This is a genomic window from Psychrobacter sp. S1-30-MNA-CIBAN-0213, assembly GCF_040309845.1.
Classification (GTDB): Bacteria; Pseudomonadota; Gammaproteobacteria; order Pseudomonadales; family Moraxellaceae; genus Psychrobacter.
On record NZ_JBEOPE010000161.1, the window covers coordinates 1 to 243 of the forward strand.

The 243-nt window shown below is 39.9% G+C and carries 1 pseudogene; it reads left to right on the forward strand.

Features of this window, described 5'->3' with window-relative positions:
- Window positions 1-3: 3 nt before the first annotated feature.
- Window positions 4-243, forward strand: a pseudogene (locus AAEY87_RS14345) (hypothetical protein); the annotation flags it as partial.

Here is a 243-nt window from a genome sequence, read left to right on the forward strand (position 1 = left end):
CATATGCACACTACGACTCAAACTGATGATAAATCGATGTCGGCTGATCTATTTTCGATAAAGATAAGCCAGAGACGTTCAATTGCTATGTTGACTGGCAGCTTACTGTTAAGTGCCGTTAGCATGTCGGTAAATGCAGGAAGTTTTATTAGCAGCACTGAATATCTACCGTATCAGCTACCCAGTAATATACAAGAGACGTGTGACAAGCGTGATAACTGTCCAGAGATTGAAGTTAAATAT